The organism is Saccharomonospora iraqiensis subsp. iraqiensis, from assembly GCF_000430445.1.
Classification (GTDB): domain Bacteria; phylum Actinomycetota; class Actinomycetes; order Mycobacteriales; family Pseudonocardiaceae; genus Saccharomonospora; species Saccharomonospora iraqiensis.
Map to the genome: position 1 here is coordinate 25,707 of NZ_KE387058.1, position 5,092 is coordinate 30,798.

At 70.7% G+C, this 5,092-nt stretch carries 4 protein-coding genes; 3 read left to right on the forward strand and 1 reads right to left on the reverse strand.

Going from position 1 to position 5,092, the window contains the following annotated elements:
• Window positions 1-665: 665 nt before the first annotated feature.
• Window positions 666-905 (forward strand): aa3-type cytochrome oxidase subunit CtaJ, encoded by a 240-nt coding sequence (gene ctaJ, locus ACTIR_RS0104930; protein ID WP_026453445.1) that lies wholly within the window; start codon window positions 666-668, stop codon window positions 903-905.
• Window positions 892-1,407, forward strand: coding sequence for a DUF5130 family protein (locus tag ACTIR_RS0104935; RefSeq protein ID WP_026453446.1), 516 nt, complete (start codon window positions 892-894; stop codon window positions 1,405-1,407). Before ctaJ ends, ACTIR_RS0104935 begins: the two co-directional genes overlap by 14 nt.
• Before the next feature lie 120 nt (window positions 1,408-1,527).
• On the opposite strand, the gene pepN is transcribed toward ACTIR_RS0104935, so the two are convergent.
• Window positions 1,528-4,092, reverse strand: a complete 2,565-nt coding sequence (pepN, locus tag ACTIR_RS0104940; RefSeq protein ID WP_026453447.1) for an aminopeptidase N — start codon at window positions 4,090-4,092, stop codon at window positions 1,528-1,530.
• Window positions 4,093-4,333: 241 nt separating this feature from the next.
• Between pepN and ACTIR_RS0104945 the strand changes: the two genes are divergently transcribed.
• Complete coding sequence (locus tag ACTIR_RS0104945) at window positions 4,334-4,957, forward strand: mycothiol-dependent nitroreductase Rv2466c family protein (protein WP_026453448.1); 624 nt, start codon at window positions 4,334-4,336, stop codon at window positions 4,955-4,957.
• Window positions 4,958-5,092 lie beyond the last annotated feature (135 nt).

Below are 5,092 nucleotides of genomic sequence, written 5' to 3' on the forward strand. Positions count from 1 at the left end.
CGGGTCCGCGCCAACGTCGTCGGCGCGGACCCGGGCGATCGTGCGGCTCGGTCAGACGGTGACCCGGGTTCCCCGGGTGACGCGGGTGCCTCGGGTGACGCGGGTGCCCGCCGTCACCCGGGTGCCGCGGGTGACCCGGGTGCCGCGGGTGACCCGCGTTCCCGCCGTCACCCGGGTGCCACGGGTGACCCGCGTGCCCGCCGTCACCCTCGTGCCCCGTGTGACCCGTGTACCGCGCGTCACACGGGTTCCCGCGGTCACCCGGGTACCGCAGGTGACGCGCGTACCCCGCGTGACGCGCGTTCCGGTGGCCGAAGGGATGTCCCCCGGAAACGAAACAACGGTGCGCGTGGGCGAATCGGAGGTCAGAGTGCCGGGCATGACGAGTCCTCCCGTAACGGCTGTGTGATCTTCTCCAGAAGTGGGAACGGCGCAAGGTCCGTCCAGGTGAAAACTACGAGGTCTCCCCGGGGGGAACAAGACCGTTGCGTTCCGTGCGCCCGCACGTACGTTGAATTGCAACCTTTCGCGAGAATGCTTTCGCCTCAACGTGGGAGGGCCGCCGTGGCAAGCGGGGGAGAAGGGGCCGGAGCGTCGCCTGCCGGACGTACGGTTTCACCCGACTGGTGCGGCGTGCCCGGACTCGGTCGGCTACCCTGCGGCGGGTGAGCATCCTCGAGACGACCCTGGTCTTCGTGGCGATACCGGTGGCGATCTATGCCTTCTTCGCACTGGTGACGCTGCGGTCCAAGTTCGCGAGCAGGCCCAGGTACCGGCCGGGACAGCACTGGGATTACCCACCGGTGTGGTGGGCGGCCAACCCGGAAGGTGCCGGTGAACGGCACACGGAGGCCGGGAGATCGGCCCCGTCGACAGCGCGCGGAGGTGCCCGTGGCAACTGGTGAGTCGACCCGCGACCCGGTGGCGGCGCGGCTGCCCGGGTCGACGGGACTGGAAGGCACGTCCCGCGAGCCCGGCGCCGCGGTCACCGCGAGTGGCCGAGTGTCCGTGGCGCAGATGTACGAGCCCAGTACTCCGTCCGGACCATTCAGCACGGCGCAGCTCGCCCGGTTGGACGAGGCGTTGACCCTGGCCAGCCGCGAGACCGAACTGGACTTCAGCATCTATCTCGGTGAACTCGGCGAGGACAGCCGGGCGGGTGCCGAGCAGCTGCACGACTCCCTCGGTGCGGCGGGGGACAACGCGGTGCTCATCGCCGTGTCCCCCGGTGAGCGCGTGGTCGAGGTCGTCACCGGGGCCGACGCCGTGCCCCGGCTCTCCGACCGCGGCTGCAAACTGGCCGTCATGAGCATGACCGCCTCCTTCAAGGAAGGCGACCTCCTCGCCGGCCTGATCGGTGGCCTGCGCATGATGGCCGACCAGGCGGGCCCACCACCCCGCCGCTGACCCCACCGTTGTGCCGTGAAGGCCCCCTTCCCTGCGTTCGAGGCAGCGAAGGGGGCCTTCACGGCGTTCAGGGCAGGGAAGGGGTCCTTCACGGTTCACCCTGTCGGGTGGCCGGGTCGGTCAGCTCTGGTCGAACTCGCGGGCGGCCAGGGCGCGGACCACGCCCGCCCGGCCCTCGGTGACCAGGCGGCGCAGGGCCGCGGGGTGCGCCTCCTCCAGCCAGGCGTCGGCCGCCGCGATGCCGTCCCGCGACACCTCCCAGGACGGGTACAGCCCCACCACCGTGGGCTGCGCCCGCTCGCTGGAGCGCCGTGCCCACACCTCGTCGAGCACGGCGAAGTAGCTCGCGGTGTAGTCGGTGAGCAGGTGCTTCTGCGCCGGGTGGGAGAACCCGGCGATGATCGCCTCGTTCACCGCGTTGGGGGACTCGTCGTCGTAAACCGCCCGGTTCCAGGCGGCGGCCTTCGCCTCCGGGTCGGGCCGCAGCGCCCGGGCCCGCTCCGCGTGCCGGCGTCCGGCCGCGGTGTCGTCCCGTTCCCGTTCGGCGTCGATCTCGGCGTCCCCGGCACGGCCGTGGGCGACCAGTGCGTGCAGCAACCGCCACCGCAGGTCGGTGTCCACCGTCAGTCCGGGTAGCGGTGCGGAACCGTCCAGCCAGCCCGCCAGGACGTCCAGCAGCGCCGGTTCGAGGACCGATCCGGTCAGCGAGTTGACGAACGCGAGCTGGTGGTCCGAGCCCGGCTCGGCCGAGCGGGCCAGCTCCAGCAGTCGCGCGGTGAAGCCGGGCCAGCCGTGCTCGCGGGCCCACTCCGGGTCGGCGTAGGAGTTCAGCGCGGTCTGGGCCTGCAGCAGCAGCCGCTGCACCACGCCGACCTCCGTCTCGGCCGCGATGCCGCGCTGGACGAGGGTGACGAAGTCGCGGGCCTTCAGCTCGGCCTCGCGGGTCATCTCCCACGCCGCCGACCAGCACAACGTCCGCGGCAGCGGCTCGGTGACGTCGGCGATCCGGTCCACCAGGGTGACCAGCGAGTCACTGTCCAGCCGCATCGTGCAGTAGGTGAGGTCGTCGTCGTTGACCAGCACCAGGCTGCCCGCGGGCACACCGACGAGGTCGTGCACCTCCGTGCGCTCGCCGTCCACGTCGAGCTCGACGCGGTGGGTGCGCACGAGCTTGCCGGAGCCGTCGTCGTCGTAGACCCCGACGGCGACCCGGTGCGTGCGCAGCTCGCCCGCACCGGGTCTCGCGCCGCCCTGCAGGACGGCGAAGGCCGAGTAGCGACCCGCCGAATCCACCTCGAACCGGGGGCGCAGGCTGTTCAGCCCGGTGGTCTCCAGCCACTGCGAGCTCCACCAGGACAGATCCCGTCCGGAGGCCTCCTCCAGGGCGGTGAGCAGGTCGGCCAGCGTGGCGTTGTCCCAGGCGTGCCGGTCGAAGTAGACCTTCAGCCCGGAGAGGAAGTTCTCCAGCCCCACGTAGGCCACGAGCTGTTTGAGCACGCTCGCGCCCTTGGCGTAGGTGATGCCGTCGAAGTTCACCTCGACCGCGTGCAGGTCCACGATGTCGGCGGCGATCGGGTGCGTGGAGGGCAGCTGGTCCTGCCGGTAGGCCCAGGACTTCTCGATGTTGGCGAAGCTGGTCCAGGCCCCCGTGTACTCGGTGGCCTCGGCCTGCGCGAGCACACTGGCGAAGGTGGCGAACGACTCGTTCAGCCACAGGTCGTCCCACCACCGCATGGTCACCAGGTCGCCGAACCACATGTGCGCCATCTCGTGCAGCAGTGTCTCGGCACGGCGCTCGTAGGCGTACCGGGTGACGCGGCTGCGGAAGACGTAGTCCTCCAGGAACGTGACCGCGCCCGCGTTCTCCATCGCCCCGGCGTTGAACTCGGGGACGAACAACTGGTCGTACTTCTGGAACGGGTACGGCACCCCGAAGTTGGCGTGGTAGAAGCCGAACCCCTGCTTCGTCTCGGTGAACAGCCGGTCGGCGTCCATGTATTCGGCCAGCGAGGCACGGCAGTACAGGCCGAGCGGAATGGTGCGGTGAGCGTCGCTGTAGGTGTCCCGCCACTCGGCGTACGGCCCGGCGATCAGCGCGACCAGGTAGGTCGAGATCCGTTCGGAAGGGGCGAACACCGTGCGCACGGCCCCCTCCGGGGTGTCCTCGGTGGACTCCACGAGGGCGTTCGACACGATCGTCCAGTCCCGGGGGGCGAGCACGGTGAGCCGGTGGACGGCCTTGAGGTCCGGCTGGTCGAAGCAGGCGAACATGCGCTTGGCGTCGGCCGTCTCGAACTGGGTGTAGAGGTACACGCCGTCGTCGACCGGGTCGATGAACCGGTGCAGGCCCTCACCCGTGTTCATGTACCGGCAGTCGGCACGGACGACGAGCGCGTTCGACGCGGCCAGGTCCGGCAGGATGATCCCGGTGTCCTCGACATAGTCGGAGACGTCGAGTTCCCGGCCGTTGAGCACGGCCGAGTGGACATCCTCGGCCACGACGTCCACCCACGACTTCTCACCCGGCCGCGTGGCGGCGAACCGGATCGTCGTCGTGGAGTCGAAGGTCCGCTCGCCGGGTCGGCCCCGGCCGTCGGTGAGGTCGAGTTCGATGTCGTAGGACTCGACCTCGAGAAGGTCGGCGCGCTGCCGGGCTTGCTCGCGGGTGAGATTCGGGGCGGGCACTGGCACCTCTGTGCTGGTCGTCGGTTTCGTCTCGGTCGGCACGGGCCCGTCCCGGCGTGGACGGGCGGTGCGTGTGATGGTGATCCAATCATGCGCCGCGGCGCTCGGCGACGGGAACAACCGGGGCGCCGGCGCTGTTGCACGTCAGTGACTACCCGCGACCGGACGTCGCAATCGGCAACCGCGGCCGGAGGCCGTGCGTGGCGCGACCGAAGGTCGCCACCGGCAACCAGGAGCGAGCATGCCCGAAGCAGGACAGGACACCCGCCCCCGCGTCGACTTCTACTTCGACCCGATGTGCCCGTTCGCGTGGATCACCTCCCGGTGGATCCTCGAGGTGGAGCGGCACCGCGACATCGACCTCCGGTTCCGGGTGATGAGCCTCGCGGTGCTCAACGAGGGGCAGGACCTGCCCGACGAGTACCGCGACCTGATGGCACAGGCGTGGGCACCCGTGCGGGTGGCGGTGGCACTGGCCCGGCACAGCGGGGAACAGGTCCTGCGGGACTACTACACCGCCTTCGGCACGCGCTATCACAACCAGGACGTCAAGGACGTCGACGTGGTGCTCAAGGACGCACTCGACGAGGTGGGCGCCCCGGCGGAGCTGCTGGCGGCGGCCGGGTCCACCGAGTACGACGCGGAGTTGCGCGCGAGTCACCACGAGGGGATGGACCCGGTGGGGATGGACGTGGGGACCCCGACCATCCACATCGACGGCGTCGCCTTCTTCGGCCCCGTGCTCAACTCCGTCCCCCGGGGAGAGGACGCCGTGCGGATGTTCGACGGCGCCTACATGATGGCGAGCTACCCGGACTTCTTCGAGCTCAAGCGCACCCGCACCGGTGAGCTGAACTTCGACTGAGTGCCACGGCGGGGCGGACGGCCCGGTCTCACCGCAGCGCGGCCTCGGCCACCGGTGGGGGCAGTGGCGCCCGGGCCACGGCCTCGTCGGTGGTCAGGGCACCGGAGTCCCGCTCGCGCCGCAGGTGTGCCAGCG